General features: G+C 71.3%; 25 protein-coding genes and 1 pseudogene. 18 read left to right on the top strand and 8 right to left on the bottom strand.

Annotation, left to right across the window (positions count from 1 at the left end; all coding sequences use genetic code 11):
• Window positions 1–119 precede the first annotated feature (119 nt).
• The gene (pyk, locus tag BDK63_RS08360; RefSeq protein ID WP_183330914.1) at window positions 120–1,577 is read left to right on the top strand and encodes a pyruvate kinase; all 1,458 of its coding nucleotides are present in this window, start codon (window positions 120–122) and stop codon (window positions 1,575–1,577) included.
• Between the two features lie 3 nt (window positions 1,578–1,580).
• Window positions 1,581–2,060 (top strand): methylglyoxal synthase, encoded by a 480-nt coding sequence (locus BDK63_RS08355; protein WP_183330913.1) that lies wholly within the window; start codon window positions 1,581–1,583, stop codon window positions 2,058–2,060.
• Between the two features lie 9 nt (window positions 2,061–2,069).
• Here the strand turns inward: BDK63_RS08355 and BDK63_RS08350 are convergent, their stop codons facing one another.
• Together BDK63_RS08350 and crcB are read right to left on the bottom strand one after the other, a co-directional pair.
• Window positions 2,070–2,468, bottom strand: coding sequence for a fluoride efflux transporter FluC (locus BDK63_RS08350; RefSeq protein ID WP_183330912.1), 399 nt, complete (start codon window positions 2,466–2,468; stop codon window positions 2,070–2,072).
• Entirely contained in the window at window positions 2,465–2,854 is a 390-nt protein-coding gene (crcB, locus tag BDK63_RS08345) for a fluoride efflux transporter CrcB (RefSeq protein ID WP_183330911.1), read from the bottom strand. Before crcB ends, BDK63_RS08350 begins: the two co-directional genes overlap by 4 nt.
• Before the next feature lie 336 nt (window positions 2,855–3,190).
• On the opposite strand from crcB, the gene ybiO reads away from it, so the two are divergent.
• Entirely contained in the window at window positions 3,191–5,452 is a 2,262-nt protein-coding gene (ybiO, locus tag BDK63_RS08340; RefSeq protein WP_183330987.1) for a mechanosensitive channel protein, read from the top strand.
• Between the two features lie 299 nt (window positions 5,453–5,751).
• Here ybiO and BDK63_RS08335 read toward each other — a convergent pair whose 3' ends face one another.
• From BDK63_RS08335 to hemC, 4 genes are read right to left on the bottom strand one after another with little or no spacing between them, the layout of a single operon-like run.
• Complete coding sequence (locus BDK63_RS08335; RefSeq protein WP_183330910.1) at window positions 5,752–7,041, bottom strand: heme biosynthesis HemY N-terminal domain-containing protein; 1,290 nt, start codon at window positions 7,039–7,041, stop codon at window positions 5,752–5,754.
• Window positions 7,038–8,591, bottom strand: coding sequence for a uroporphyrinogen-III C-methyltransferase (locus BDK63_RS08330; RefSeq protein ID WP_183330909.1), 1,554 nt, complete (start codon window positions 8,589–8,591; stop codon window positions 7,038–7,040). Before BDK63_RS08330 ends, BDK63_RS08335 begins: the two co-directional genes overlap by 4 nt.
• Window positions 8,592–8,597: 6 nt before the next feature.
• On the bottom strand, window positions 8,598–9,395 hold the full coding sequence (locus BDK63_RS08325) for a uroporphyrinogen-III synthase (RefSeq protein WP_183330908.1): 798 nt from the start codon (window positions 9,393–9,395) through the stop codon (window positions 8,598–8,600).
• Window positions 9,395–10,336 (bottom strand): hydroxymethylbilane synthase, encoded by a 942-nt coding sequence (gene hemC / locus BDK63_RS08320; protein ID WP_183330907.1) that lies wholly within the window; start codon window positions 10,334–10,336, stop codon window positions 9,395–9,397. Before hemC ends, BDK63_RS08325 begins: the two co-directional genes overlap by 1 nt.
• Window positions 10,337–10,623: 287 nt before the next feature.
• Here hemC and argH point away from each other — a divergent pair, with 287 nt between their 5' ends.
• The 7 genes and pseudogenes from argH (at window position 10,624) to BDK63_RS08285 (ending at window position 16,798) form a co-directional block, all read left to right on the top strand.
• Window positions 10,624–12,042, top strand: a complete 1,419-nt coding sequence (gene argH, locus BDK63_RS08315; RefSeq protein ID WP_183330906.1) for an argininosuccinate lyase — start codon at window positions 10,624–10,626, stop codon at window positions 12,040–12,042.
• Window positions 12,042–12,152: pseudogene (gene lptM, locus BDK63_RS18780) on the top strand (LPS translocon maturation chaperone LptM); the annotation flags it as partial. The gene argH and the pseudogene lptM, both read left to right, overlap by 1 nt.
• A 77-nt stretch (window positions 12,153–12,229) precedes the next feature.
• Window positions 12,230–13,501, top strand: a complete 1,272-nt coding sequence (gene lysA, locus BDK63_RS08305; protein ID WP_183330904.1) for a diaminopimelate decarboxylase — start codon at window positions 12,230–12,232, stop codon at window positions 13,499–13,501.
• On the top strand, window positions 13,501–14,334 hold the full coding sequence (gene dapF / locus BDK63_RS08300) for a diaminopimelate epimerase (RefSeq protein WP_183330903.1): 834 nt from the start codon (window positions 13,501–13,503) through the stop codon (window positions 14,332–14,334). The genes lysA and dapF overlap by 1 nt, the downstream gene beginning before the upstream one ends.
• A 49-nt stretch (window positions 14,335–14,383) precedes the next feature.
• Window positions 14,384–15,103, top strand: a complete 720-nt coding sequence (locus BDK63_RS08295) for a DUF484 family protein (RefSeq protein ID WP_183330902.1) — start codon at window positions 14,384–14,386, stop codon at window positions 15,101–15,103.
• Window positions 15,096–16,034, top strand: coding sequence for a tyrosine recombinase XerC (locus BDK63_RS08290; protein ID WP_183330901.1), 939 nt, complete (start codon window positions 15,096–15,098; stop codon window positions 16,032–16,034). The genes BDK63_RS08295 and BDK63_RS08290 overlap by 8 nt, the downstream gene beginning before the upstream one ends.
• On the top strand, window positions 16,031–16,798 hold the full coding sequence (locus tag BDK63_RS08285; protein ID WP_343065293.1) for an HAD family hydrolase: 768 nt from the start codon (window positions 16,031–16,033) through the stop codon (window positions 16,796–16,798). Before BDK63_RS08290 ends, BDK63_RS08285 begins: the two co-directional genes overlap by 4 nt.
• A 153-nt stretch (window positions 16,799–16,951) precedes the next feature.
• On the opposite strand, the gene yihA is transcribed toward BDK63_RS08285, so the two are convergent.
• Complete coding sequence (gene yihA, locus BDK63_RS08280; RefSeq protein WP_183330900.1) at window positions 16,952–17,557, bottom strand: ribosome biogenesis GTP-binding protein YihA/YsxC; 606 nt, start codon at window positions 17,555–17,557, stop codon at window positions 16,952–16,954.
• Between the two features lie 249 nt (window positions 17,558–17,806).
• Between yihA and BDK63_RS08275 the strand changes: the two genes are divergently transcribed.
• The 5 genes from BDK63_RS08275 (at window position 17,807) to BDK63_RS08255 (ending at window position 22,105) form a co-directional block, all read left to right on the top strand.
• Window positions 17,807–18,427 (top strand): c-type cytochrome, encoded by a 621-nt coding sequence (locus BDK63_RS08275; RefSeq protein WP_183330899.1) that lies wholly within the window; start codon window positions 17,807–17,809, stop codon window positions 18,425–18,427.
• 163 nt (window positions 18,428–18,590) lie between these two features.
• Window positions 18,591–19,223: a thiol:disulfide interchange protein DsbA/DsbL gene (locus BDK63_RS08270; protein ID WP_183330898.1), complete on the top strand. Its 633-nt coding sequence runs from the start codon at window positions 18,591–18,593 to the stop codon at window positions 19,221–19,223.
• Between the two features lie 2 nt (window positions 19,224–19,225).
• Window positions 19,226–20,050, top strand: coding sequence for an endonuclease/exonuclease/phosphatase family protein (locus BDK63_RS08265; RefSeq protein WP_183330897.1), 825 nt, complete (start codon window positions 19,226–19,228; stop codon window positions 20,048–20,050).
• Between the two features lie 91 nt (window positions 20,051–20,141).
• Window positions 20,142–20,690 carry a TRAP transporter small permease subunit gene (locus BDK63_RS08260; RefSeq protein ID WP_183330896.1) on the top strand — a complete coding sequence of 183 codons (549 nt, stop codon included), beginning with the start codon at window positions 20,142–20,144 and terminating at the stop codon, window positions 20,688–20,690.
• Window positions 20,690–22,105, top strand: coding sequence for a TRAP transporter large permease (locus BDK63_RS08255; RefSeq protein WP_183330895.1), 1,416 nt, complete (start codon window positions 20,690–20,692; stop codon window positions 22,103–22,105). Before BDK63_RS08260 ends, BDK63_RS08255 begins: the two co-directional genes overlap by 1 nt.
• Before the next feature lie 4 nt (window positions 22,106–22,109).
• Here BDK63_RS08255 and BDK63_RS08250 read toward each other — a convergent pair whose 3' ends face one another.
• Complete coding sequence (locus tag BDK63_RS08250; RefSeq protein WP_183330894.1) at window positions 22,110–22,541, bottom strand: YqaA family protein; 432 nt, start codon at window positions 22,539–22,541, stop codon at window positions 22,110–22,112.
• Between the two features lie 45 nt (window positions 22,542–22,586).
• Here BDK63_RS08250 and thiD point away from each other — a divergent pair, with 45 nt between their 5' ends.
• The 3 genes from thiD to BDK63_RS08235 all read left to right on the top strand — a co-directional run bounded on the left by thiD (window position 22,587) and on the right by BDK63_RS08235 (window position 25,027).
• Entirely contained in the window at window positions 22,587–23,399 is an 813-nt protein-coding gene (gene thiD / locus BDK63_RS08245; protein WP_183330893.1) for a bifunctional hydroxymethylpyrimidine kinase/phosphomethylpyrimidine kinase, read from the top strand.
• Window positions 23,400–23,505: 106 nt separating this feature from the next.
• On the top strand, window positions 23,506–24,351 hold the full coding sequence (locus BDK63_RS08240) for a universal stress protein (RefSeq protein ID WP_183330892.1): 846 nt from the start codon (window positions 23,506–23,508) through the stop codon (window positions 24,349–24,351).
• 73 nt (window positions 24,352–24,424) lie between these two features.
• Window positions 24,425–25,027, top strand: coding sequence for a chalcone isomerase family protein (locus tag BDK63_RS08235; RefSeq protein WP_183330891.1), 603 nt, complete (start codon window positions 24,425–24,427; stop codon window positions 25,025–25,027).
• The last annotated feature ends 61 nt before the right edge of the window (window positions 25,028–25,088 follow it).

The following is a 25,088-nucleotide window of genomic DNA, read 5'->3' as shown; positions in this document are numbered from 1 at the left end:
CTGCAAAACTGCGAATCGCGCGACACCCGGCACCGCCTGGGACATCGCGCGATGTAGTAAACTTACCTCAAAAGCGCTATCGTGACCCCACCGACCACCCCCTCCCGGAGGACCCCACCATGTCGACACAGCCGCTGCACACCCCCATACGCCGCACCAAGATCGTCGCCACCCTGGGGCCGGCCAGCGACCGCGAGGGGGTGCTGGAGGCGATGATCGCGGCCGGCGTCGACGTGGTGCGCCTCAACTTCTCCCACGGCTCGCCCGACGACCATCGCCAGCGCCTGACCCGCGTCCGCGAGATCGCCGCCCGCCTGGGCAGGAGTGTGGCCGCCCTGGGCGACCTCCAGGGCCCCAAGATCCGCATCGCCCGCTTCGCCGATGGCGCCGTGGAGCTGGCCGAGGGCGCCCCCTTCGTGCTCGACATGGCGCTCGACGGCAACGCCGGCACCCGGGAGCGGGTCGGCTGCGACTACCGGCAGCTGATCGACGACGTCGCCCCGGGCGACCGCCTGCTGCTCGACGACGGCCGGGTGGTGCTCGACGTCACCGCCGTCCGCGGCCACGAGGTCCACACCACCGTGGTGGTGGGCGGCAAGCTCTCCAACAACAAGGGCATCAACAAGCAGGGCGGCGGCCTCTCGGCGCCGGCGCTCACCGACAAGGACCGCGCCGACCTCGCCACCGCGGTGGCGATCGGCGTCGACTACCTCGCCGTCTCCTTCCCGCGCACGGCCGCCGACATGGCCGAGGCCCGCGCGCTGCTCGGCGAGGCCGGCGCCGAGATCGGCCTGGTGGCCAAGCTGGAGCGCGCCGAGGCGGTGGCCGACGCGGCCACCCTGGACGGCATCATCGAGGCCAGCGAGGCGGTGATGGTGGCCCGCGGCGATCTCGGCGTGGAGATCGGCGACGCCCAGCTGATCGGCACGCAGAAGCGCATCATCAAGCGCGCCCGCCAGCTCAATCGCGCGGTGATCACCGCCACCCAGATGATGGAGTCGATGATCGAGTCGCCGCTGCCCACCCGGGCCGAGGTGTTCGACGTGGCCAACGCGGTGCTCGACGGCACCGACGCGGTGATGCTCTCCGCCGAGACCGCCGCCGGCGACTTCCCGGTGGAGACCATCGAGGCCATGGACCGGGTCTGCCTGGGCGCCGAGCGCGAGAAGATCGCCCAGGAATCCGGCCACCGCATCCACGAGGGCTTCTCGCGGATCGACGAGACCATCGCGCTGTCGGCCATGTACGCCGCCAACCACCTCTCCGGCGTGGCCGCCATCGCCTGCATGACCTCGACCGGCTACACGCCCTTGATTGCCTCGCGCATCCGCTCGGGGCTGCCCATCGTCGGCCTGGCCCACAGCCCGGTGGCCCAGCGGCGCATGGCGCTCTACCGCGGGGTGGTCTCGCTGCCCTTCGATACCCGCGACATGACCCCCACCGAGCTCAACGACCGGGCGCTGGCGCTGCTGGTGGAAAAGGGCATCGCCGAACCCGGCGACCATGTCATCCTGACCCGGGGCGACCACATGAACGCCCATGGCGGTACCAACACCCTGAAGATCCTCGAGGTGTGAGAAATGACCGAGACTCGCCCGCGGCGCACCGTGCGCCGCACCCTGCCGGCACGCAAGCGCATCGCGCTGATCGCCCACGACGGCAAGAAGGAAGAGCTGCTGGAGTGGGCCGCCACCTGGCGGGACACCCTGGCCCGTCACGAGCTGACCGGCACCGGCACCACCGCCAGCCGCGTGGCCAGGGCGCTGTCGCTGCCGGTCCAGGGGCTGATGAGCGGCCCCCTGGGGGGCGACCAGCAGATCGGCGCCCTGATCTCCGAGCAGCGGCTCGACCTGCTGATCTTCTTCTGGGACCCCTTCGCGCCCCAGCCCCACGACCCCGACGTCAAGGCGCTGCTGCGCCTGGCCGCGCTGTGGAACGTGCCGGTGGCCTGCAACGCGGCGAGCGCCGACTTCCTGATCAGCTCGCCGTGGCTGGACCAGGCCTACGAGATGGCCATTCCCGATGCCGGGGCCTGGGTCCAGGCACGGGCCGGCGACTGAGCGCCGCCCTCAGCCCGTGGCGGCGACCCGCCGGCCCACGCCGTGGCCATGCCAGGCCGCGGCCAGCCACAGCGCCACGCTGACCAGCACGTAGACGGCCGCCCGCCAGGGATGGCCGAGCAGCACGAGCTGCAGGGTCTCGAGCCCGAACAGCGAGAAGGTGGTGAAGCCGCCGCAGAAGCCGGCCACCAGGAAGGGCTGCCAGCGGGCGACCCGCCCGTGGGCACGACCGGCGGCCAAGGCCGCAAAGGCCGCGATCAGCCAGGCGCCCAGGATGTTCACCGCCAGGGTGGCCCAGGGAAAGAGCGGAACCGGCAGGGCCAGCAGCGCCAGGCTGAGCTGGTAGCGCAGGGTAGTGCCCAGGGCGCTGCCCAGCCCCACGGCGGCGTAGGCGCGCCAGCCGATCATGTCGCGCCTCCCGCCAGCCACCAGCCGAGCAGCAGGGCCAGCAGGCCGGCCACCAGGGTCACGGCGACATTGGCCAGGGCGGCCAGGGGGCGACGCTGCTGCCAGAGGGTGAGGGTCTGCAGGCTGAACGACGACACCGTGGTGTAGCCCCCCAGCAGGCCGATGGCCAGTAGCTGCCAGGAAAGACCCGGCATGTCGACGGGCAGGCCCAGGGCGCCAACCAGCCCGCCCATGGCCAGGGCGCCGGAGAGGTTGACCACCAGGGTCCCCCAGGGAAAGGCCGAGCCGAGACCTCGGGCCACGGCATCGCCCACGGCCAGCCGGGCCATGCCGCCCAGCGCCCCGCCGATCGCCACCAGCAGCAGCCCCGTTGCCTCCAGCTCCATTCCCGGCTCCTGTCTGCCGTCCCGCTTCCACCACCCGATAAAGGGCGCCACCCAACAAAAAAGGCCACCCCGAGGGGTGGCGGAAGAGTATCGCATGCTTGCCAGGCCGGCGGGCAGGGTGCCGTGTTCGCCGGACTTCGGCAAATATGGCACACAAGGCTCTTCATGTACAATTCCTGTATACGGTTATGCCGCAACAGGCCCGCGGGTCGTGGTGGTGCGGCAAAGTCCGTATCATGACCCGACATCATCGCCCACACGCCAAGAGACGGAGGTCACCGCGTGAATTCCAAGCGAGCCCTACCCCTGCTGGTCGGCTGGCTGCTGATCGCCCTGATGGCGATCGCGGCACCGGCCCAGGCCCAGCAGGCCCAAGGCGGCGACGCGCCTGCCCACTCCACCCTGGCCGACCTGCTCGAGAACGAGGAGACGCGCCAGCAGCTGATCGACCAGCTGCGCGGGATGGCCGATGCTCCGGCCGCCGAGGCGGCGCCCGAGGAGGCGGCCGCCTCGCCCTCGCTGCCCCGCCAGCTGGCCGAACTGACCAGCCGCATCGCCAGCGACATCGGCGGACAGTTCGGCAGCGCCGTGGAGGCGGTCGGCGACCTGTTCACCGGCGGCCTGGAGGACAGCACCTTCGACACGGCGGCCTTCACCAGCGCGACCATCAACCTGGGCCTGGTGATCCTGGCCACCCTGGTGCTGTTCCTGGCCTTCCGTCGCCTGGCCAAGCCGCTGTTCACCGGGATCAGCCAGTGGTCGCTGAACGGCGCCGGCCTGACCCCCGTGCTGCGCCTGGTGATCTGCGTGGCCCTGGCCGCCCTGGTGGACGTGCTCGTCGTGGCGCTGGCCTACGTGGGCGGCAACCTGGTCGCCACCTTCGCCATCGGCGAGACCGGCGAGCTCTCCACCCGCGCCTCGCTGTTCCTCAACGCCTTCCTGGTCATCGAGCTGCTCAAGGCGGCGCTGCGGGTGCTCTTCTCGTCGCGCTACGAGGGGCTGCGCCTGCTGCCGATCACGGCGGACGAGGCCTCCTACTGGAACCGCTGGATCGCCCGGCTGATCGGCCTGGTGGGCTACGGCCTGATGGTGGTGGTGCCGCTGATCAACGTCTACATCGCCCCGGCCCTGGGCCAGGGGGTCGGCACCCTGATCATGTTCGGCGCCTTCGTCTACGCCGTGGCGGTGGTGATGAAGAACCGCCAGCGGCTGCGCGATGCCCTCAACGAGAAGGCCGACCGCGCCACCATGGCCGCCACTCGGGTGAGCCTGCAGCTCTTCGCCCGCACCTGGCACCTGTTCGCCCTGGCCTACTTCGTGATGGTGCTGGTGGTGACCCTGACCCGCCCGGTGGATGCCCTGCCCTTCGTGCTCTTCGCCACCCTCAGGACCATCGCCGCGGTGGTGGTCGGGATGCTGGTCTCCAGCCTGCTGACCCAGACCATCGGCCGGCGCATCACCCTCTCCGAGGAGCTGCGTCGCAAGCTGCCGCTGCTGGAGCCCCGCCTCAACAGCTACGTGCCCAACGCCCTGCGGGTCATCCGCACCCTGATCCTGATCGTGGTGGTGATGGTGGTGCTCAGCGCCTGGGGCGCCTTCGACCTGGCGGGCTGGTACGCCTCCGAGGCGGGCCGCGGCCTGGTCGGCAAGGTGGTCAGCGTGGCGATGATCCTGGTGATCGCCATCGGCGCCTGGCTCGGCCTGGCCAGCCTGATCGAGCACAAGCTCAATCCCGAGACGGGCAAGGGCGAGCCCGACGCCCGCGCCAAGACCCTGCTGACGCTGTTCCGCAACGCCCTGGCCATCGCCCTGATCACCATGACGGCGATGATCGTGCTGGCCGAGATCGGCATCAACATCGGCCCGCTGATCGCCGGTGCCGGCGTGCTGGGCCTGGCCATCGGCTTCGGCGCCCAGAAGCTGGTCCAGGACATCATCACCGGCATCTTCATCCAGGTGGAGAACGCCATGAACACCGGCGACGTGGTCACGGTGGGCGGCATCACCGGCACCGCGGAGCGGCTCAGCATCCGCTCGGTGGGCATCCGCGACCTCAACGGCACCTACCACATCGTACCCTTCTCCAGCGTGGACACCGTCTCCAACTACATGCGCGAGTTCGGCTACCACGTGGGCGAGTACGGCATCGCCTACCGCGAGAGCATCGACGACGCCATCGTGGCGCTGCGCGAGGCCTTCGACGAGCTGGCCGGCGACGAGGAGCACAAGATGAACATCCTCGCCCCGCTGGAGGTGGCTGGCGTGGTCGCCCTGGCCGACAGCTCGGTGAACATCCGGGTGCGCATCAAGACCACCCCGGGCACCCAGTGGGCCACCGGCCGGGCCTTCAACCGCCTGGTCAAGCTGCACTTCGACGCCCGCGGCATCGAGATCCCCTTCCCCCACACCACCCTCTACTTCGGTGTCGGCAAGGAGGGCGAGGCGCCGCCCGCCAACCTGCGCGTCATGCAGCAGCCCTTCGACATCGACGGCCGCCCGGGCGGGCAGCCGCGCTCCGGCGAGAGCAGCCGGGCCGGCGAGGAGGATCCGCGTTCCCGCCCCAACCCCGAGTTCAAGGGCGACTTCGACGAGGACTGAGCCGCCGCGCTCTCCTCCCCGACGAAGGCGGGGCTGCCACCGGCAGCCCCGCCTTTCTGTGTCCGTGACCGTATCGGCCGCCCTCGCCGTGAACCTGGCTCGCCCCATCCTGTCGGGGTCCTGTCGGGGGCCACGCCTGTCGACCCGGCCAGTCCCGCGCCCGATGCCTGGCCGGCAGCGGTGGCGCTTGCCTGGCCCCTTGGCGACCAGGCGCCGATGCACCACCCACGAGAAGGGGGCGCCTGAGCGCCCCCTCGGGTGGTGTTGCTGGTCTGGCCGCGGCAGGGGCCGCGGGCGGGTCAGGCCCTGTCCTTGCCCTTGCCCTCGGCCTCCTTGCTGCCGCCCTTCTTCTTGCCTTCGGCCAGCACGTCCTTGTCCTCGCTGGGCTGGGGCAGGGAGGGCAGCGACTTGTCGAGCAGCTCGACGCTGTGGCGGTAGTAGAGCTGGCTCTTGTTGTGCTCGCCCAGGTTGGCATAGAGCCGCGCCAGCTCGGCGCATACCACGCCGCTGGGACGCTGACGCTGGCTGGCCTCGAAGTACTCCTGGGCCTTGCCCCAGTAGGCGTTGCGCAGCGCCAGGCGGCCCAGGGTGAGCAGCAGGTCCGGGTCGTTGGGGCGCTCCTGCAGCCACTTCTCGGCGGTGACCAGCTGGCGGCCGGCGTCCACGTCGAGCAGCCCGTAGCGCAGCACCAGGCGGCTGTCCCAGTGCTCCTTGAGGGAGTGGCGCAGCAGCCGCTCGGCGATGGGCTCCTGGCCGCCGCGCACCAGCGCCTCGGCGTAGAGCACGATCAGGTCGATGTTGCCGCGCAGGTGGTCGGGCATGTCGGCCCACAGCCCGCGCACCTTCTCGATGTCGGCGCCCTCCCGGGCCTCGCGCACAATCAGCTCGCGGTAGGCGCGCTGCTCCAGCTGCTCACGCTCCTCCGGGGCGATCAGCTGCTGGGCGCCCAGCCGCGGCATCAGGTGGCGCAGGCCGTCCCAGTCGCTGACGCTGAGGTAGGCCTGCTTGAGCTGCTTGAGCACCTGGGGGTGGTTGGGCAGCTGGCGGTCGAGGCGGGTGAGGATGGCCAGCGCCTCCTCGTACTGCTGGCGGTCCAGCATCAGCTGGGCCTGCATCATGCCCACCGCGGTGTCGGCCCCCTCGGTGCTGAGGTGGGCCCGCTTGAGCAGGGTGTCGGCCTGGTCGAAGCGGCCCTGGTAGTGGGCCGCCAGCGCCGCGGAGAGGTAGTTGACCAGCGGCGTGCTGGAGTCGTCGGCGGCCTTGACCAGCGACTTCTCGGCCTTCTTCCAGCGCCCCTCGGCCAGCGCCACCAGGCCGCGCACGGTGCGCTTCATGGCGTTGCGGTTGCGGGTACGGCTGTTCCACACCTTGAAGCGGGAGACCGGGCGGGTCAGGCGCATCAGCACCCGTAGCCCGAAGTGCAGCACCAGGAAGGCCGCCAGCAGGATCACCAGGCCGAACCAGAAGGAGGTCTGCAGCGAGGTGTCTCCGACCCGCACCAGCCAGTAGCCGGGCACGGACATCATCAGCTGGCCGAACAGCGCGCCGAGCGCCAGGCCCAGGACGACGATCAGGATCAGCTTTCTCATGCGTCATCTCCCCGGCGCGACTCGAAGCGGCGCTCGATGAAGGTGGCCAGGGCCTGCTGGGAGCCGCTGATGTCCGGCAGTTCGGGGCGAATCGCCTCGCCCTTCAGCGCCTCGAGCCGGCCGATCACCGATTGCACGCCGGAGGCGTCGGTATCGTAGTAGCCGTTGATCAGGGTCAGGGCCTTGTCGAGGCTCGCCTCGAAGAGCGCCTGCTCCTCCTTGAGCAGCGCCAGCTGGGACTGCTCCAGCACCAGGCGCACGCTCTGCCGCAGGTAGGACTCCTGCTCGGGCGTAATCAGGGCCTCCAGCGCGGCGTCATGATGGCGGATGGTGACCAGCTCCTTGAGCTCCTGGCCGAAGCGCGACAGCTGCTGCTGCCAGGTGCCGGTGGGCGCCTCCTCCATGCCGGCGCGCACGGTGATCTCCTCGATCTCCTGGGCAAGCGGCTGGCGGGCGATCTGCTCTTGCTGGGCGTTGAGGGCCAGCCACAGGCCGGTGCGGTCGACCCGCGGCACGGCGTCCAGGGCGGCCAGTTCGCTGGCGATCTCGCGGCGTACCGGCACCAGGGCGGGGTTGTCGGCCTCGAGCAGGCGCTGGTCGGCGGTGCGCAGCAGGGCGGCGGCCCCCTGGACATCGCGCTCCAGCTGCAGGCGCTGGTTGGCCAGCCTCAGCAGGTAGGCGGCCTCGGCGTGGAGCCAGTCGCGCTCGTCGGTCTCCTGCTCGCTGGCCAGCTCGGCCAGCACCTGGTCCAGGGTCTCGTTGACCTCGCCGCGGTAGTCGGCGAACTCGCCCTGCAGGGCCTGGATGGCCCCCTCCAGGGCGGCGTCGCGCTCGCGCTCACCCTCGTCGAGACGGTCCTCCAGGCCGGCCAGGTCGGCGGCGCTGGCCAGCTCGCCGGTGCGGGACTCCAGCTCGGCGATGCGCGCCTGCTGGGCATCGAGCTTCTGCCAGGCCTGCCAGCCGAACAGCGCCGCGGCGATGGCCAGCAGGATCACCAGCACGATGGCCACCAGGCCGCTCTTGCCCTTGCCATCACCACCGCCGGCCGGCGCGGCAGGCCGGGCGGGGCCGCCGCCCGAGGCCGACGCCGCAGGCTTGGCGGTGTCGGACTTGGCGGTGTCGGGCTTGGCGGTGTCGGACTTGCTGCCGGCGGCGCCGGCGGGCTTCGCCGGCGGCTTGTCAGCGCTCTTGTCCGCCCCCTTGTCATCGCCCTTGCCGGCGCCGCCCCTGGCATCGCCGGTCCCCCCGGGGCCGGCGGCAGCCTTGGTGGCCTCGGGCTTTTTCTCGGCCTTTTCCTCGGGCCTGGCGCCGGCGGTCTCCGCGCTCGGTGACTGGCCGGCAGCCGGTGCCGTGGCGGCGGGCCTGTCGGGCTGCGCCGTCTCCTGGCCGGCCGACGGGGAATCCGCGGCCGTCGCGTTGCCGCCCTTATCGTAGCGACGCGAGCGGCGCCGGCCCGAGGCGCCGCCCTTGCCGGCCCCGCCCCCCGAGGTCGCCGATTGCGCGCCGGAGGGCGCCTGCTGTTCGTCCTGATCGTGTGGTTGCTTGCTCATCTGTCGCTAGCCCTTTTCGAGATCGTCTTGGTCGACATCGGCTTCCTGCGGGTCACAGGCGTCGGCCACCGACGCCGCCAGCGCGGCCGGCGTGGCACCGGACGCCACGACGGGGGCACGAAACCCCAGCTTGCCGGCCAGTGTAGCCAACCGGGCACTGGAAACGATTAGCGGTTGGTTCAAGGCGGCATCTGCACACCATCTTGCCAGATGTTCGAGAATTTCTCCGCTGCTGACCACCAGCGCGCGGTAATCGCCCGCTGCCAGGCAGGCCTGGAGGGACGGGGAAGGGTCGAGGGGGGTGCGGCGATAGACCGCCAGGCGGGTGACCCGGGCGCCGCGCTCGGCGAGGGTCTCGGCCAGCAGCGTCCGTCCACCCTCGCCGGCCACCAGCAGCACCTTCTCCTCCGCCAGCCGCTGCAGGGAGACCAGGCGCAGCAGCGCCTCGCTGGTGTCCTCGCCGGCCTCGGCCGGCGGCACGTGCACGCGCACCCCGAGCCGCTCATGCAGGGTGGCCGCGGTGGCGGCGCCCACCGCGTAGTAGTCGATGCCCAGCGGCAGCTGCGGCCAGTAGCGGTCCAGCGCCTCGGCGAGGCATTCGGCGGCGAAGGGGCTGACCACCACCACCCGCCGGAAGAGGTCGAAGTCGAGCCAGGCGGCGCGCTGCGCCGGTGTCTCGGCGAGCGCCTCGAGGCGCAGCGCCTCGAGGCGGGCCACCGGCGCCCCGACCGCGGCCTCGATCGCCGCGGCGAGGAGCTCGCCTCGCGGACCGGGGCGGGTGACCAGTACCGGGGAGGAACCCATCAGCCGGCGCCGTACACCTCGGCGAGGATCTCGCCGGCCCCCTGGTCGAGCAGCTCCTCGGCCACCCGAATGCCCAGCGCCTCGGGCTCATGGATCGAGCCACGCCCCTCGGCGCGCAGCACCCGGGTGCCGTCCGGAGTGCCCACCAGGGCCCGCAGCCAGAGGGTCTGGCCGTCGTTCTCGAACACCGCGTGGCCGCCGATCGGCACCTGGCAGCCGCCCTCCAGGCGGGTGTTCATGGCGCGCTCGGCGCGCACCCGGGTGGCGGTGGCCGGGTCGTCCAGCGGCGTCAGCAGCGAGATCAGCTCGGGGTCGTGGAGCCGGCACTCGATGCCCAGCGCGCCCTGGCCACAGGCCGGCAGGCACACCTCGGCGGGCAGCTCCATGGCGATGCGGTCCTCGAGGCCCAGGCGACGCAGGCCGGAGGTGGCCAGCAGGATGGCGTCGAACTCGCCGGCATCGAGCTTGCCCAGCCGGGTCTGCACGTTGCCGCGCAGGCTGAGCACCTCCAGGTCCGGGCGCGCCTCCTGCATCTGCAGGCCGCGGCGCAGGCTGGAGGTGCCGATCCGTGCACCCTCGGGCAGTTCGTCCAGGCTGGCGTAGTGGTTGGAGACGAAGGCATCGGTGGGCTCGGCGCCCTCGAGGATCACCGAGAGCCCCAGCCCCTCGGGGAAGTGCATCGGCACGTCCTTCATGGAGTGCACAGCGATATCGGCACGGCCGTCCAGCATCGCCTCCTCCAGCTCCTTCACGAACAGCCCCTTGCCTCCCACCTTGGCCAGCGGCGTGTCGAGGATCTTGTCGCCGCGGGTGGACATCGCCACCAGCTCCACCTCGAGCCCGGGGTGGGCGGCCATGAGACGGTCGCGGACATGTTCGGCCTGCCACATGGCCAGTTGACTCTTGCGCGTGGCGATACGCAGCTTGGTGATGGCTTGCACGAGGTTCTCCCAGTCCCGGTTCCCTTGCTGGCGGCGCCCCTTGCGCCTGCGCCCGCTTGCACTTGCAGATGGCGTCTTTTCCACAGCATATAGGCTGCCATCATAAAGCACCCGGGAGGGCAGGAAAAATCACGCTCCCGCCGGGGTCGCCCGCCGGGGCGCCCCCTCGCCAGGCCCGCGGACTCTGGTACACTGCTCGGCATGTCAGACGGCGCCGCAGGGCGGCGCCAGGGCCGGTATCCGCCGGCCCTCGTCCCACGCAACCGTCATGCAGGATGCCCAGCCCGATGAGCCCTAGTTCCCCCAACCCCGGCACCAACCAGTCCTGGGGCGGCCGCTTCAACGAGCCCACCGATGCCTTCGTCGCCCGCTTCACCGCCTCGGTGGACTTCGACCGGCGCCTCGCCTTCCACGACATCCAGGGATCGATGGCCCACGCCACCATGCTGGCCCGGGTCGGCGTGCTCACCGACGCCGAGCGCGACGCCATCCATGAGGGCCTGGAGGCGGTGCGCGGCGAGATCGAGGCGGGCACCTTCCCGTGGTCCGTCGAGCTCGAGGACGTGCACATGAACGTCGAGGCGCGGCTCACCGAGAAGATCGGCATCACCGGCAAGAAGCTGCACACCGGGCGCTCGCGCAACGACCAGGTGGCCACCGACATCCGCCTGTTCCTGCGCGACGAGATCGACCAGGTGGCGGCCGAGCTCGCCCGCCTGCGCCGCGGACTGATCGAGCTGGCCGACCGCGAGGCCGACACCATCATGCCCGGCTTCACCCACCTGCAGACCGCCCAGCCGGTCACCTTCGGCCACCACCTGCTGGCCTGGCAGGAGATGCTGGCCCGCGACCACGAGCGGCTGCTCGACTGCCGCCGGCGCGTCAACGTGATGCCGCTGGGCGCCGCGGCGCTGGCCGGCACCACCTATCCCATCGACCGCCATGTCACCGCCGAGCTGCTGGGCTTCGACCGCCCCGCCGAGAACAGCCTGGATGCGGTGAGCGATCGCGACTTCGCCATCGAGTTCGCCGGTTTCGCCAGCCTGCTGCTGATGCACCTCTCGCGGATGAGCGAGGAGCTGGTGCTGTGGACCAGCGCCCAGTTCGACTTCATCGACCTGCCCGACCGCTTCTGCACCGGCTCCTCGATCATGCCGCAGAAGAAGAACCCCGACGTGCCGGAGCTGGTGCGCGGCAAGACCGGGCGCGTCTACGGCCACCTGATGGGCCTGCTGACCCTGATGAAGTCCCAGCCGCTGGCCTACAACAAGGACAACCAGGAGGACAAGGAGCCGCTGTTCGACGCCGTGGACACAGTCAAGGACTGCCTCAAGGCGTTCGCCGACATGGTGCCGGCCATCGCGCCGAAGAAGGCGCAGATGGCCGAGGCCGCCCGCCGCGGCTTCTCCACCGCCACCGACCTGGCCGACTACCTGGTCCGCCGCGGCGTGGCCTTCCGCGACGCCCACGAGATCGTCGGCCAGTCCGTGGCCTACGGCCTGAAGCAGCAGAAGGACCTCTCCGAGATGAGCCTCGAGGAGCTCCAGCAGTTCTCCGACACCATCGAGGCGGACGTCTTCGAGGTGCTGACCCTGGAGGGCTCGGTGGCCGCCCGCAACCACATCGGCGGCACCGCCCCCGACCAGGTGCGCGCTGCCGCCCAGCGGGCCCGCGACGCCCTGGCCGCCATGGAAGGCACCGCCTGATGCAGCGGATCGCCTTCGCCATCCTGGCCCTGGCGCTGCTCCTCGGTCTGGCCGGCTGCGGCCAGAAGGGCCCGCTCTACCTGCCCGGTGACGAGCAGGCCGCCGAGCAGTATGGCCCCCGCGACGCCGGCGACGCCGCCCCCGCCCCCGCCCCCGCCCCCGCCCCCGACGACAGCGAGACCTAGGCATGGATCATTTCGAGTACCGCGATGGCGTGCTCTACGGCGAGGAGGTCCCGCTGACCCGCATCGCCGAGCAGTTCGGCACGCCCTGCTACGTCTACTCCAAGGCCACCCTGGCCCGGCACTTCCGCGCCTATACCGAGGCGCTGGGCAGCCACCCCCACCTGATCTGCTATGCGGTGAAGGCCAACTCCAACCTCGCCGTGCTGGGCCTGCTGGCCCGCCTGGGGGCCGGCTTCGACATCGTCTCGATGGGCGAACTGGAGCGGGTGCTGGCCGCCGGTGGCGACCCCGCCAGGGTGGTCTTCTCCGGTGTCGCCAAGCAGGAGGCCGAGATGGCCCGGGCGCTGGAAGTGGGCATCAAGTGCTTCAACGTGGAGTCTCGCCCGGAGCTCGAGCGCCTGAATGAGGTGGCCGGCCGGCTCGGCAAGGTCGCGCCGGTGTCGCTGCGGGTCAACCCGGACGTGGACGCCGGCACCCACCCCTACATCTCCACCGGGCTCAAGGACAACAAGTTCGGCATCCCGGTGGACGAGGCGCTGGCCGTCTACGAGCTGGCCGCCTCGCTGCCCCATGTCAAGGTGACCGGCCTGGACTGCCATATCGGCTCCCAGCTCACCGAGCTCTCGCCTTTCCTGGATGCCCTGGACCGCCTGCTGCTGCTGCTCGAGCGGCTGCGCGAGCGGGGCATCGAGGTGGAGCACCTGGACCTGGGCGGCGGCCTCGGCGTGCCCTATCGCGACGAGCGCCCGCCGGCGCCCTTCGACTACGCCACGGCGCTGCTCGAGCGCCTGGCGAGCTGGGCGGGCAGCGAGCGGCTGACCCTGCTCTTCGAACCGGGTCGCTCCATCGCCGCCAACGCCGGGGTGCTGCTGACCCGGGTGGAGTTCCTCAAGCCCGGCGAGACCAGGAACTTCGCCATCGTCGACGCCGCCATGAACGACCTGATCCGTCCGGCGCTCTACCAGGCCTGGCAGGCGATCCTGCCGGTGGACACCCGCCGTGCCCGGGAGAGTGCGACCTATGACGTGGTGGGCCCGGTGTGCGAGACCGGCGACTTCCTGGGCAAGGAGAGGGAGCTCGCCATCGCCCCGGGCGACCTGCTGGCGGTGCGTTCGGCCGGGGCCTACGGCTTCGTGATGGCCTCCAACTACAACAGCCGCCCGCGCCCCGCCGAGGTGATGGTGGACGGCGACCAGGCCCACCTGGTGCGCCGCCGCGAGCGCCTGGCCGACCTCTGGGCCGGCGAGGCCCTGCTGCCGGAGGACGCCGACTGATGCTGCTGCACTTCACCAAGATGCATGGCCTCGGCAACGACTTCATGATGGTCGACCTGATCACCCAGCGGGCGCGCCTGGAGGCGGAGCAGGTCCGCCAGCTGGCCGACCGCCGTTTCGGGATCGGCTTCGACCAGCTGCTGGTCGTGGAGCCCCCCCGGGACCCGGACATGGACTTCCGCTACCGCATCTACAACGCCGACGGCAGCGAGGTGGAGAACTGCGGCAACGGCGCCCGCTGCTTCGCCCGCTTCGTGCGTGACCAGCGGCTCACCCACAAGCGCGAGATCCACGTGGAGACCGCCGGCGGGCCCCTGGTGCTGCGCGTGGAGGAGGACGGCCGCGTCCGCGTCGACATGGGCGAGCCGCGCTTCGCCCCTGCCGACCTGCCCTTCGAGGCCGACGAGGACCGCCCGCTGCATGACCTGGAGGTGGACGGTGAGCGTGTCGAGATCGCCGTGGCCTCGATGGGCAATCCCCATGCGGTGCTGCGGGTCGACGACGTCGACAGCGCCCCGGTGGCGCGCCTGGGGCCGGCCATCGAGGCCCACCCGAGCTTCCCCAGGCGGGTCAACGTCGGCTTCATGCAGGTGGTGTCGGCCCACGAGATCCGGCTGCGCGTCTTTGAACGCGGCAGCGGCGAGACCCTGGCCTGCGGCACCGGCGCCTGCGCCGCGGTGGCCTGCGGCATCCGCCGGGGCCTGCTGGCGAGCCCGGTCACCGTGCACCTGCCGGGGGGCGAGCTGACCATCGAGTGGGCAGGCCCCGGCACCCCCCTGACCATGACCGGCCCCGCCACGCGCGTCTTCGATGGCCGCGTCGCCCTGAGCTGAACCTGACAGTGTGACGCCGGCCCCGCCGGCGCCACCCAAGGAGTCCCGCATGACCCGAGCCGCCCCCGAACCGCGCAAGACCCTGGACCCGGACCGGGTCGCCGAATGGCTGGCCACGCACCCGGACTTCTTCGTCGGCCGCGAGGGACTGCTTCAGCAGCTCAAGGTGCCGCACCCCGAGGCCCGCGGCGCGACCTCGCTGCTCGAGCGCCTGGTGCACGACCTGCGCTCGCGGGCCGAGCAGGCCGAGTGGCGCCTGGAACAGCTGCTGGAGTCGGCCCGCCACAACGAGGCCCAGTACCGCCGCACCCGGGAGCTGGTGCTGGCGCTGCTCGAGGCCGAGAACAACGACGCCCTGGGCCAGGCCCTGGCCACCCAGCTGGCCGAGCGCTTCCATACCCCGGCCGTGGCGCTCTGGTGCCCCGCCAGCCTCACCGACGTCGAGCCCCAGCCGCCCCAGGCGCCTCGCCAGGTGCTCGATGACCATGCCGGCCAGCGCCTGGCGGCGCTGCTCGACGGCCGCACCAGCCGCTGCACGCGGCTGACCCCGACGGACTGGAAGCGCCTGCTGCCCCACGCGGCGGCACCGCGCAAGGCCGGCTCCTGCGCCATCAGTCGGCTGACCCTGGGCGAGCCGCTGGGCTACCTGGTGCTGGCCAGCCCCGACCCGGACCACTTCCGAGCCAGCATGGACACCCTGTTCACCGAGTACGTGGGCGACGTGGTGGCACGGCTGCTGGTGCGCCAGGCCCACTCGCCCCATGGCTAGCCGGCCCGGGACCGACGATCCGCTGGCGCGGGACGTCGAGGCCTTCCTCGAGATCCTGGCGCAGACCGCAAGCCCAGCCACCCTGGACGCCTACCGCCGCGACCTCGCCGCCCTGCTCGACTTCCTGGCCGAGCAGCAGGTCGACGACTGGCCGCGGCTCGATGCCGCGCTGCTGCGCCGCTTCCTGGGCGACGAGCGCCTGCGCGGCCTGGGCGCGCGCAGCCTGGCCCGGCGCCGCTCGGCGATCTCGCGGCTGGCCGACCACCTGGTGGCCGCCGGCCGACTGGCCCACAACCCGGTGGCCCTGACCCGCGCCCCGCGCCAGCCGCGCCACCTGCCGCGGCCGCTGGACGTCGACCAGCTGGCCCGCTTCCTCGACACCCCCCACGACGACTCGCCCCTGGCCCGCCGCGACCAGGCGATGCTGGAGCTCTTCTACTCCAGCGGCCTGCGGCTGGCCGAGCTGGCCGGCCTCGATCTCGGCGACCTCCAGCCCCGCCGGGTGCGGGTGCTGGGCAAGGGCGGCAAGCCCCGCCAGGTGCCGGTGGGCGGGCGTGCCAGCCAGGCCCTGGACGCCTGGCTGGCGGTGCGCGGCCAGCTCGCCACCGGCGACGAGCCGGCGCTCTTCGTGGGGCAGCGCGGCCGCCGCCTCGGCCACCGGGCCATCCAGCAGCGGCTGGCCGGGCTGGCACGCCGGCGCGGCCTGGCCGAGCACCTGCACCCGCACCGGCTGCGCCACTCCTTCGCCAGCCACCTGCTGGAGTCGAGCCAGGACCTGCGTGCCGTCCAGGAGCTGCTGGGCCATGCCAACCTCGCCACCACCCAGGTCTATACCCGGCTGGACTGGCAGCACCTGGCGGCCAGCTACGACAGCGCCCACCCGCGGGCACGGCGCCGCCCCGCCGGGCAGCGCGACGAGGAGCCATCGTGAGACTCGAGGCGATCACCTTCGACCTGGACGACACCCTGTGGGAGAACCGCGGGGTGATGCAGCGCACCGAGACCGGCCACTATGCCTGGCTCGACGCGGCGCTGGCGGAGTGGATGGAAGCGCGGATGGAAGAGGCGCCGGAAGAGCACGGAGGGGCCCCGCCCGCCGCGCCGGGACGCTTCGCCGAGCGCTTCCCGCTGGAGGCCTTCGTCGAGCGACGCGCCCGCCTGGCCCGCGCCCACCCGCTGCGCCGCGGCGACTTCACCTGGCTGCGCCGCCGGGCGCTGGCCGAGCTGCTCGGCGAATACGGCCTGGCCGGCCATCACGCCGACCGCTGGGCGGAGCGGGCGATGGAGCGCTTCATGGCGCTGCGCCATGAGGTCACGCCCCACGACGAGGTGGACGACCTGCTGCACGAGCTGGGCCGGCGCTATCGGCTGGCCAGCATCACCAACGGCAACGTGGAGGTCGCCCGCCTGGCGCTGGGGCGCCACTTCCCGGTGGCCATCGCCGCCGGCGAGCTGCTGGCGCCCAAGCCCGACCCGCGACCCTTCCTGGCCGCCCTGGCCCGGCTGGGCACGGCGCCGTCACGGGCGCTCCACGTGGGCGACTCCTGGGAGGAGGACGCCCTGCCGGCGTGCCGCCTGGGCATGCAGGCCGCCTGGATCGGTCCCGACGACCGCCACCTGCCCGCCGGCATCCACCGCCTGGACCACGTCCGCGAACTGCCCGAGCTGATCACCTGGCTGGAGAAGTATCAATGAAACTGGCTCAGGAGCGCCGGGGACATGCCGAAGAGGAGGTCCTATGCCAGGGATGGCCGAGGTAGCCTACAGGGACGTATTCATAGCGCCCCCTCGAAGGCCTGTCGTCGGAACAGCCTTGAGCGATGTTTTCGTCTGCGATAGCGCTGCGACCTAGTCCAGCAGCCAGGCGTCGAGGCGCGCATGCACCTCCTCGATGCCCTGCCCCTTGAGCGACGAGAAGAGCTGGATGCTGACCAGGTCCTCCCACTCGCGCAGCCGGCTGCGCACCTGCTGCAGGGCGCTGGCCGCCGCGCCGCGCTTCAGCTTGTCGGCCTTGGTCAGCAGGATGTGCACCGGCATCGCCTTGTCGTCGGCCCACCCCAGCAGGGTCTGGTCGAACTCGGTGAGCGGGTGGCGCACGTCCATCACCAGCACCAGGCCGCGCAGCGAGGCGCGCCGCTGCAGGTAGTCGGAGAGGTGACGCTGCCACTCCAGCTTGACCTGCTCCGGGACCTTGGCGAAGCCGTAGCCGGGCAGGTCGACCAGGCGGCGCTCGCTCTCCTCGCCCAGGGCGAAGAAGTTGATCAGCTGGGTGCGACCGGGGGTCTTGGAGGTACGCGCCAGCGCCTTCTGGCGGGTCAGGGCATTGATGGCGCTGGACTTGCCGGCGTTGGAGCGGCCGGCGAAGGCCACCTCGCTGCCGCTGTCGGGCGGGCAGGCGGCCAGGGTCGGGGCGCTGGTGAGGAAGCGGGCGGTCTGGTAGTTGAGTCGCGACATGCGAGCGGATCCTGACGATAGTCGATAGGGACGGGGTCGCGGCTTGCATTCCCGCCGCCGGGGTGATTCGGTATAATGCAGTGTCTTTTGTCTGCGACCCGGGGCAAGCTAGTGTACCACCGCGCCCTCGACGTCCGCGAACCACCAGGCCCTCGAGCGGCGCTGTCGCTCGTCCCTGGCACACCTCGCGATCCGGGCGGCACCCAGGGTACGTACCGGTCAACAACGTAACGGCATAGTGGAACAGCGATGAGAAAGTTACTGGCAAGCCTGGCAATTACCATGGGCGCCGTCGGCGCCGCCCACGCGGATCTGGAAGCCGATGCCGACGCCGCGGCCGGCCGCGAGAAGGCGCAGTCCTGCGCCGCCTGTCACGGACAGGCCGGCATCAGCCCCTCCCCCGCCTTCCCGCACCTGGCCGGCCAGCAGGCCTCCTACCTGGCCAAGCAGATCATGGACATCCGCGATGGCAACCGCGTGGTGGCCCAGATGGCCGGACAGGTCGACGACTTCTCCGACCAGGACGCCTGGGACGTCGCCAGGTTCTACGCCGACCAGGACGCCAACCTGGGCCAGGCCGACCCCGACGGCGAACTGCTGGCCCGCGGCGAGGAGCTCTACCGTGCCGGTGACATGTCCAAGGGCATCCCGGCCTGTGCCGCCTGCCACACCCCGACCGGGGTCGGCATCGGCAGCGCCGTCTACCCGGCCCTCTCCGGCCAGTTCCCCGAGTACACCGTCTCCACCCTGCAGGCCTTCGCCGCCGGCGAGCGGGCCAATGACCCGGCCAACATCATGCGCGACATCGCCGCCAAGATGAGCGATGCCGACATGGAAGCCGTGGCCAACTACGTGCAGGGCCTGCACTGAGTCGCCCGCCGTCCGTGACGGCAACGACACCCAGGGGCGGCCATCGAGCCGCCCCTGTCATTTGCCGACGCCGGCCCTCGGGAACCCTCGCGGCCCGGCGGGCTCCAAGCCAGCGATGCACGGCCTGCGCCGGCCACCGGTTCACTCAAGGAGAGACCCCCCGATGTTGAAGACCCTGATGATTGCCCTGGCAGGCCTCGGCCTGTCGTCCCTGGCCTCCGCGCAATCCCTGGTGGAGGGCCAGCACTACGAGTTGCTGCCCGAGGCCGTCGAGACCCGGGTCGACGAGGGCCAGATCGAGGTCACCGAGGCCTTCTGGTACGGCTGCCCGCACTGCAACAACCTGCAGGAGCACGTCACCGCCTGGTACGAGACCCTGGATGACGACGTCAGCGTGGTCCACCTGCCGGCCACCATGGGAGGCGACTGGAACACCCACGCCACGGCCTTCTACGCCGCCGAGCAGCTGGGCATCCTCGCGCAGACCCATGCCGACTTCTTCGCCGCCATCCATGAGGACGGTCGCAGGCTGAACAGCGTCGATGCCATCGCCGCCTTCTACAGCGACTATGGCGTCAGCCAGGAGGAGGCCGAGCAGGCACTGGGCTCCTTCGGCGTGCGCAGCCAGGTCAACCAGGCCCATGGCCGCATGCGCGCCATGCGACTGATGGGCGTGCCCGCCCTGGTGGTGGATGGTCGCTACCTGGTCACCCCGAGCAGCGCCGGCAGCCTGGCCAACATGCCGCAGATCGCCGATGCCCTGGTCGCGAAGGTTCGCGAGGAGCGCGCAGACTGAAGATGTCCCATCTGGCCGACGCCAGGACGCCGCCCCTGGAGGGCGGCCACCTGAAACTGCTTACCTTCAACCTGCAGGTGGGCATCCAGACCTCGGCGTACCACCACTACCTGACCCGCAGCTGGCAGCATCTGCTGCCCCACCCCAAGCGGCTGCGGCGCCTGGACATGGTGGGCGAGGTCCTCGGGCGCTTCGATATCGTCGGCCTCCAGGAGGTCGACGGTGGCAGCTTCCGCTCGAGCCACGTCAACCAGGTGGAGTACCTGGCCGCCCGCGCCGGCTTCCCGCACCACTTCCAGCAGCTCAATCGCAACCTGGGGCGCATCGCCCAGCACAGCAACGGGCTGCTCTCGCGCCTCGTCCCCAGCCGGGTCGAGGAGCACCGCCTGCCAGGGACCCTGCCCGGCCGCGGCGCCATCCATGCCCGCTTCGGCGAGGGCCCCGACGCCCTGCACCTGTTCGTCGCCCACCTGGCGCTGAGCCACCGCGGCCGGGTGCGCCAGCTCGACTACCTCTCCGAGATCATCCAGCCGCTGCGCCACGTGGTGGTGATGGGCGACCTCAACTGCACCCCGGAGCAACTGCACGGCCACGAGCGCTTCTGCGCCTCGCTGCCGCTCCACCCGGTGCGCCCGCTGCTGAGCTACCCCTCCTGGCAGCCGCGCCGGGCGCTGGACCATATCCTGCTGTCCGACTCGCTGCAGGCCGACGACGTGCGGGTGCTCGACCATCTCTTCTCGGACCACCTGCCGATCGCCGTGGACGTGCGCCTGCCGCCGGCCTGCCTGGCGACCCTCACGCCGAGGCTCAAGGCCGGCAGCCACTGAGGCCCTCGCCCGCCGTTGAGGCCCGGGGATGACGATCGGGGCCGAATCGGCGATGATGCGCCTCCGGTTACCCTTCATCACGAGAGGCCCCATGACTTCCGCGAAACGCGAACCGGTCCTGCTCGCCTGGCTCGACGCCATCACCGACCGGGTCGGGCATGCCATCGCCTGGCTGGTCATCGCCATGATGCTGGTGCAGTTCGCCATCGTGGTGCTGCGCTACGCCTTCGGCATGCACAGCATCGTGATGCAGGAGTCGGTGATGTACATGCATGCCATGGTGTTCATGCTCGGCGCTGCCTGGACCCTGCGCCACGACGGCCACGTGCGCGTCGACATCTTCTACCGGCGGCTCGGCGCCCGCGGCCGCGCCTGGATCGACCTCTGCGGCACCCTCTTCCTGCTGATCCCGGTACTCGGCTTCATCGCCATCGGCAGCTACGGTTATGTGCGCAGCAGCTGGGCGATCCTCGAACGCTCCCCCGACGGCGGCATTCCCGGCGTCTACCTGCTCAAGAGCCTGATACTGGTGATGATGGCCCTGCTGCTGATCCAGGGCATCGCCCAGCTGATCCGCCAGTGGCTGATCATCCGCCACCGTCTGCCCAACGACACGCCGACCCACGAGGAGCTCCTGTGATGCTGGCCACGCTCCTCGAACTGATGCCCCTGGTGCTCTTCGCCGCGGTGTGCGGCGTGCTGATGCTGGGCTATCCGGTGGCGCTGTCGCTGGCCGGCACCGCGCTGATCTTCGCCGGCCTCGGCTACGCGCTGGTGCAGCTCGGCGTGCCGGTGCCCTTCGAGTCCCGCTACCTGACCGCCATGCCCAACCGGCTCTACGGCATCATGACCAACCAGACGCTGCTGGCGGTGCCGCTGTTCGTGCTGATGGGGGTGCTGCTGGAGAAGTCGCGGGTCGCCGAGACCCTGCTCGACGCCATGGCGCTGGCCTTCGGGGCCCTGCGGGGCGGCCTGGGGATCGCCGTGGTGCTGGTCGGCATGCTGCTGGCCGCCTCCACCGGCATCGTCGGCGCCACCGTGGTGACCATGGGGCTGCTGTCACTGCCGACCATGCTCAAGCGCGGCTACTCGCCGGCCCTGGCCACCGGCAGCATCTGCGCCACCGGCACCCTGGGGCAGATCATCCCGCCCTCCATCGCCCTGGTGCTGCTCGGCGACGTGCTCTCCAACGCCTACCAGCAGGCCCAGCTGGCCATGGGGGTTTGGAGCCCCCGCACCCTCTCGGTGGGCGACCTGTTCATCGGCGCGCTGATCCCCGGCCTGCTGCTGGTGGTCGCCTACATCCTCTTCGTGATGGTCACCGCCTGGCTGAAGCCGGAGCTGGCGCCGCCGGCCGATCGCCGGGCGCTGATGGAGGAGCTGGGGCACACCGGCAGCCTCTGGCCCCTGCTGCTCAAGGGGCTGGTGCCGCCGGTGCTGCTGATCGTCGCCGTGCTGGGCTCGATCCTCGGCGGCTTCGCCACCCCCACCGAGGCCTCGGCGGTGGGCGCCTTCGGCGCCTTCGTGCTGGCCCTGGCCAATCGCCGCCTGACCCTGCCGATCCTGCGCCAGGTGGTGCGCTCCACCGCCCAGGTCACCAGCATGGTGTTCCTGATCCTGATCGGCGCCGCGGTGTTCTCGCTGGTGTTCCGCGCCTTCGGCGGCGAGGAGCTGGTCACCGAGATGTTCGAGGCCCTGCCCGGCGGGGTGGTCGGCGCCACCCTGGTGGTGATGCTGGTGATCTTCCTGCTGGGCTTCATCCTCGACTTCATCGAGATCACCTTCGTGGTGGTGCCCATCGTCGGGCCGGTGCTGCTGGCCATGGGCCTCGACCCGATCTGGCTGGGCATCATGATCGCGGTGAACCTGCAGACCTCGTTCCTGACGCCGCCCTTCGGCTTCGCGCTCTTCTACCTGCGCGGGGTGACGCCGCAATCGGTGCCCACCTCGGCGATCTACCGGGGGGTGATCCCGTTCATCGTCCTGCAGCTCTGCATGCTGCTGGCCCTGGCCCTCTTCCCGGGGCTGGCCACCTGGCTGCCCTCGGTGCTGTAGCGGGCTACTGGCACAGGGGCGCCAGCCACTGCTGGGCCAGCAGCAGCACCACCGCGTAGCGGGTCCCCTTGGCCAGGGTAATCAGCAGGATGGCCCGCCACCAGGGCAGCCGGAAGACGCCGGCCAGCACGGTGAGCGGGTCGCCTATGACCGGCGCCCAGGAGGCCAGCAGGCTCCACTCGCCGAAGCGGAAGTACCAGCGCTCGGCCCGGGCCAGCCCCTGGGGAGACGCGGGGAACCAGCGACGGTCCTGGAAGCGCCGGGCATAGCGCCCCATCCCGACATTGACCAGGCTGCCCAGGGTGTTGCCCGCGGTGGCCACCGCCCACAGCACCAGGGCGGGCTCGCCCAGGCACCAGAGCCGGGCCAGCCATACCTCGGAGCCCCCCGGCAGCAGGGTGGCGCTGACCAGCGCCACCAGGAACAGGCTCAGCATGCGGCCCCCGGACTCCTGAACGACTTGCCACGGTATGATGACGCCATGAATGACTCCCGACCCCTTCCCAACGTGCTGACCATCGCCGGCTCCGACCCCAGCGGCGGCGCCGGCATCCAGGCCGACCTCAAGACCTTCTCGGCGCTGGGCGCCTATGGTACCAGCGTGATCACCGCGCTGACCGCCCAGAACACCCGCGGCGTCCGCGGCGTCCACCCGGTGCCGGCCGAGTTCATCGCCGCCCAGCTCGAGACCCTGCTCGACGACGTGCGCATCGACGCGGTGAAGGTCGGCATGGTGGCGAGCCGCGAGGTAGCCGAGGTGATCCGCGAGGCGCTGACCCGGCGCCGGCCCCGCTGGGTCGTGCTCGACCCGGTGATGGTGGCCAAGAGCGGCGATATCCTGGTCGACGACGCCGGCATCCGCGCCGTGCGCGAGGTGCTGGTCCCCCTGGCCGACCTGATCACGCCCAACCTGCCGGAAGCCGCCGTGCTGCTGGACGCCCCGGCCCCGGGCAGCCGCGCCGGGATGGCCGCCATGGCCCCGGCGCTGCGCGGGCTTGGCGCCGGCGCCACCCTGCTCAAGGGCGGCCACCTGAGCGGCGCGGAGTGTCCCGACCTGCTGATCACCGCCGAGTCCGTCGCCTGGATCGAGGGGGCCCGGGTCGACACCGGCAACCTCCACGGCACCGGCTGCACCCTCTCCTCGGCCATCACCGCCCACCTGGCCCGGGGCGACACCCTGGCCGAGGCGGTGGCGGCGGCCAAGGCGTGGCTGGGGGAGGCCCTCGCCGCCAGTCAGCGCCTTGACGTGGGTCAAGGCCATGGCCCCGTGCACCATTTCCATGCCTGGGGGTAGCCCGCTTGGCGCAATTCGGTCTTGCAGGAGGCCGTCGGGCCTCCCATCCTGAAGGTCCACCCGCCGGGCCTGGTTCCCGGCTCTGAGTGACCCGGAGGGATGCGTCATGACCCAGACCCTGCTGTTCGCCTGCGACCTGTCGGCCGAGAATCGCGCCGCCTACGCCCGGGCCGTGCGCCTGGCGGTGGAGCACTGCGCCCGCCTCGACGTGATCCACGTGCTCGACCCCTACCTCCCGCGCCGGGTCCTCCAGGACCTCGAGGAAGCCGTGGTGGCGGACATGCAGGCCACCCTGACGGATATCCGCGAGGACTACGCGCTGCCCGAGCCCAGGACGCTGATCCAGACGGTGGCCGGCTCGGCCTATGCGGAGATCATCCGCGAGGCCCACGAGCGCGAGGTGGACATGATCATCCTCGGCGCCCACCGCAAGCGCGGCCAGCCCGACCTGGTGGCCGGCACCACCCTGGCCCGGGTGCTGCGCAGCGCGCCCTGCCCGGTCCTCTCGGTCAGCCACCTGGCCACCCAGGAGTGGCGCGACATCCTGGTCCCGGTGGATTTCTCGCTGACCTCCCGACACACCCTGCGCGAGACGCTCAAGCGCTTCCCCGAGGCGCGCCTGACCCTGCTCCACGCCTGGGACATCCCCGGTGAGCGCGAGCTGGGTTCCGACAGCGACTATGCCCGCTGGCGCGACCGCGAGGTTGCCCGGCTGCGCACCCAGCTGGAGCGCGAGACCGAGCAGCTGATGGCCGAGCTCGACGATGTGCCGGAGCTCGAGCTGGTGCTGGAGCAGGGCGACCCCCTGGAGGTGCTGATGACCCGCCTGCGCCGCCAGCCGCCCGACCTGCTGGCCCTCGGCAGCCGCGGCCAGCTGGGCCGCCACAGCCAGATCACCGAGCAGCTGCTGGCCGAGCCCCACTGCGACATCATGCTCTGCCGCGCCTGGTAGGAAAAGCGATACAGAACCTCTACGCGATGCTAGTGTCCGTACATGACTAACACCCCATCGCCGGAGGTTCCCCATGTCACGCCCTGTCCCCCGAGTCCGGTCCCACGGCCATCCGCTCCCCCTGACCGCCCTGCTGCTCGCCCTGCTGCTGGCCAGCCTGCCGCTGCGGGCCGCCGCGGAGAGGGTGGAGGTCAGGGGGGTCCAGTTCGCCACCCAGCTGGAGGAGGCGGGCCAGGCCTACCGCCTGATCGGCCACGGCCTGTTCCGCTACATGATCTGGACCGCCTATGCGGGGGCCTACTACCAGGCCCCCGAGGCGCCCGAGCCGGCCCCGCTGTCGGCCATCCCGCGCCGGCTGGAGCTCGAGTACTTCCATGCCATCGAGGCCGACGACTTCGCCGCCGCCACCCGCGACAGCCTGCGCGAACGCCTCGGCGAGACGGCCTATCGCGAGCTGCTGCCGGCCCTGAATGCCTTCAACCGGGCCTATCGCAGCGTCGAGCCCGGCGACCGCTACGCCCTCACCTGGGACGGCGAGGCCCTGCTGCTGGCCCTCAACGGCGAGCGGCTCTATCGCGGTGACGACCCGGTCCTGGCCAGCGCGCTGTTCGGCATCTGGCTCGGCGAGAGCCCCCTGCGAGACGACTTCCGCGACGCCCTGCTCGGGCGCCGCTGAGCGGCCCGCGTGCTAGGCTGGCCTCCTCGATCAAGGCAACCCATCGGCAATCTCGGGGAGA

The organism is Halomonas campaniensis (genome assembly GCF_014193375.1).
In the GTDB taxonomy this organism is placed as follows: domain Bacteria; phylum Pseudomonadota; class Gammaproteobacteria; order Pseudomonadales; family Halomonadaceae; genus Halomonas; species Halomonas campaniensis.
Note: the sequence above shows the minus strand (reverse complement) of the source record. Positions and strands in the feature narration are given on the sequence as shown.

Coding starts and splice junctions, on each gene's coding strand:
- BDK63_RS08250 (WP_183330894.1), bottom strand. CDS start 22,541: ATGCTGAGCCTGTTCCTGGTGGCGCTGGTCAGCGCCACCCTGCTGCCG.
- argH (WP_183330906.1), top strand. CDS start 10,624: ATGAGCCCTAGTTCCCCCAACCCCGGCACCAACCAGTCCTGGGGCGGC.
- dapF (WP_183330903.1), top strand. CDS start 13,501: ATGCTGCTGCACTTCACCAAGATGCATGGCCTCGGCAACGACTTCATG.
- BDK63_RS08235 (WP_183330891.1), top strand. CDS start 24,425: ATGTCACGCCCTGTCCCCCGAGTCCGGTCCCACGGCCATCCGCTCCCC.
- pyk (WP_183330914.1), top strand. CDS start 120: ATGTCGACACAGCCGCTGCACACCCCCATACGCCGCACCAAGATCGTC.
- ybiO (WP_183330987.1), top strand. CDS start 3,191: ATGGCGATCGCGGCACCGGCCCAGGCCCAGCAGGCCCAAGGCGGCGAC.
- BDK63_RS08290 (WP_183330901.1), top strand. CDS start 15,096: ATGGCTAGCCGGCCCGGGACCGACGATCCGCTGGCGCGGGACGTCGAG.
- BDK63_RS08325 (WP_183330908.1), bottom strand. CDS start 9,395: ATGGGTTCCTCCCCGGTACTGGTCACCCGCCCCGGTCCGCGAGGCGAG.
- BDK63_RS08335 (WP_183330910.1), bottom strand. CDS start 7,041: ATGAGAAAGCTGATCCTGATCGTCGTCCTGGGCCTGGCGCTCGGCGCG.
- BDK63_RS08255 (WP_183330895.1), top strand. CDS start 20,690: ATGCTGGCCACGCTCCTCGAACTGATGCCCCTGGTGCTCTTCGCCGCG.
- BDK63_RS08260 (WP_183330896.1), top strand. CDS start 20,142: ATGACTTCCGCGAAACGCGAACCGGTCCTGCTCGCCTGGCTCGACGCC.
- yihA (WP_183330900.1), bottom strand. CDS start 17,557: ATGTCGCGACTCAACTACCAGACCGCCCGCTTCCTCACCAGCGCCCCG.
- BDK63_RS08355 (WP_183330913.1), top strand. CDS start 1,581: ATGACCGAGACTCGCCCGCGGCGCACCGTGCGCCGCACCCTGCCGGCA.
- BDK63_RS08350 (WP_183330912.1), bottom strand. CDS start 2,468: ATGATCGGCTGGCGCGCCTACGCCGCCGTGGGGCTGGGCAGCGCCCTG.
- BDK63_RS08270 (WP_183330898.1), top strand. CDS start 18,591: ATGTTGAAGACCCTGATGATTGCCCTGGCAGGCCTCGGCCTGTCGTCC.
- BDK63_RS08240 (WP_183330892.1), top strand. CDS start 23,506: ATGACCCAGACCCTGCTGTTCGCCTGCGACCTGTCGGCCGAGAATCGC.
- BDK63_RS08295 (WP_183330902.1), top strand. CDS start 14,384: ATGACCCGAGCCGCCCCCGAACCGCGCAAGACCCTGGACCCGGACCGG.
- BDK63_RS08275 (WP_183330899.1), top strand. CDS start 17,807: ATGAGAAAGTTACTGGCAAGCCTGGCAATTACCATGGGCGCCGTCGGC.
- BDK63_RS08330 (WP_183330909.1), bottom strand. CDS start 8,591: ATGAGCAAGCAACCACACGATCAGGACGAACAGCAGGCGCCCTCCGGC.
- thiD (WP_183330893.1), top strand. CDS start 22,587: ATGAATGACTCCCGACCCCTTCCCAACGTGCTGACCATCGCCGGCTCC.
- BDK63_RS08265 (WP_183330897.1), top strand. CDS start 19,226: ATGTCCCATCTGGCCGACGCCAGGACGCCGCCCCTGGAGGGCGGCCAC.
- lysA (WP_183330904.1), top strand. CDS start 12,230: ATGGATCATTTCGAGTACCGCGATGGCGTGCTCTACGGCGAGGAGGTC.
- crcB (WP_183330911.1), bottom strand. CDS start 2,854: ATGGAGCTGGAGGCAACGGGGCTGCTGCTGGTGGCGATCGGCGGGGCG.